Below are 1,581 nucleotides of genomic sequence, written 5' to 3' on the forward strand. Positions count from 1 at the left end.
CATCGATCAGGCGCTCCACCCGCTCAAGCGCCATGCGCCCGGCCACGATCCGCTCGGGACTGCATTCCTCGTCCACTGCCCCCTGTTCCAGCACTGCCAGGCCGCTGGCCGCCTCGATCCGCACCACGCGTTCGCGGCGCACCTGTTCCAGCACGATATTGCGCGCGATGCGAAAGAAATAGCGGCGCGGATCGTCGATATGATCGACGCTGGAAAGCCCGGCCATCCGGCAATAGGATTCCTGGATCACGTCATCGACGTCGATCGCCGGAAAGGCCGTGCGCAGCCATGTGCGCAGCGCGCGCTCGTGCGGCAGCACGTGGCGGCTGACCCAGCCGATCAGAAACGAAGACATTGCAGGCATCACCGCACCGATGCACCGCGCAGGCGTTTCCGTCATCCTTCTCGTAAAAATATTTTCGCGATGCGTCAGGCCGTTGGCCGCGCCACCATCAGCACGTCGGTGCCCTGATAGATCGGATCGGTGCGATCGAGCCAGGCCAGCGCGGCATGGATATCATCACGCCCGCGCGCGCTGGCCTCGGCCCGGCGGCCCAGTGCCGCGACGCAAGCACGCGCCATGGCCGCGCTTTCGGTCAAGCCCTGGATGAACGGATGGCGATGCAGCAGGAACGGCAGCGACAGCACATGCACGCGCGACAGCGCCGGATCTTCAGGATCGAGTACATGGCCCTGGGCCGGCGCCAGCCCTTCATGCCAGTGGCGGTCTTCGGCCAGGGCCTGCGCGCAGATGTGAAGGCGCAGGGTGGGAAACGGAAAGTCTTCCAAGCCCAGCGGCGCCTGGCCGCGCGCGTCGATCACTTCGTCAAACGGCTCGACCGCGTCGGGGGTGCCGATCGTCCAGCCACCATCGGCCGCGCGCGCCATGCTGGCATCGCGGCCGATGCACTGCACGGTCAGCACGCCCGCCTCGTGCAGTGCCAGCAGGCGCGCCACCGACAGGTGCGGTACAGCGGCGTAATTATCGACAAACACGCGTTTCAGCCCACGGGAAAAGCGCGCCAGATCAGCGTCGCTCAGGTCAGGCACGATGGTGGCAAACGCCTCGTGCATGCGCAGGATGGCGTGGCGCCAGGCGATCGTCTGCGCGCGAGCATGGCTGTCGCGCGCCTGGGCCAGGTTGGCGCGGGCATGGACAAAGGGATCGCTGCCCATGCGCGCGGCAAAATGGCGCGTGGCAAAGCTGTCAGCGTCGCACGTCGGCAGGTCGATCGTGCGGGCATAGTCGGGGTCAGCCTCGGCCAGTTCGCGGGCGAACAGGGCAAACGCGCGATCGAGGTCGCCATCGGCGCCGTGCACGACGGCGGCCAGCGCAGCCGGCGTGCAATGGCGCAGCGGCGGCGCCTGTTCCGGCACCCAGAAATCGGCTTCGGGCAGCAGGCCGTGGCGCGACAGGAACGTAACGGCAAAGGGCTGCTCCATCGCATAACGCAACGTGCCATCGCCCGCCTCGTGGAATTGCCCGTGGCGCACGGCCAGTTCCACCGCGGCATCGATCGCGCTGAGCGAACTGCCGATCACGGCCACGCGCCGCCCGCGCGCGGTGCGGGCGCTCGCCCC

Annotated in this window: 1 protein-coding gene and 1 pseudogene; both read right to left on the minus strand. The window is 67.9% G+C overall.

What is annotated here, in order from left to right:
- Positions 1-355 (minus strand): RNA polymerase sigma factor (locus H926_RS35130; RefSeq protein ID WP_305809481.1); only part of this gene is annotated, 355 nt, incomplete at its 3' end.
- 74 nt (positions 356-429) lie between these two features.
- Positions 430-1,581, minus strand: a pseudogene (locus H926_RS33805) (hypothetical protein); the annotation flags it as partial.

Origin of the sequence: Novosphingobium sp. B-7, from assembly GCF_000410615.1 — a bacterium.
GTDB classification, from domain to species: domain Bacteria; phylum Pseudomonadota; class Alphaproteobacteria; order Sphingomonadales; family Sphingomonadaceae; genus Novosphingobium; species Novosphingobium capsulatum.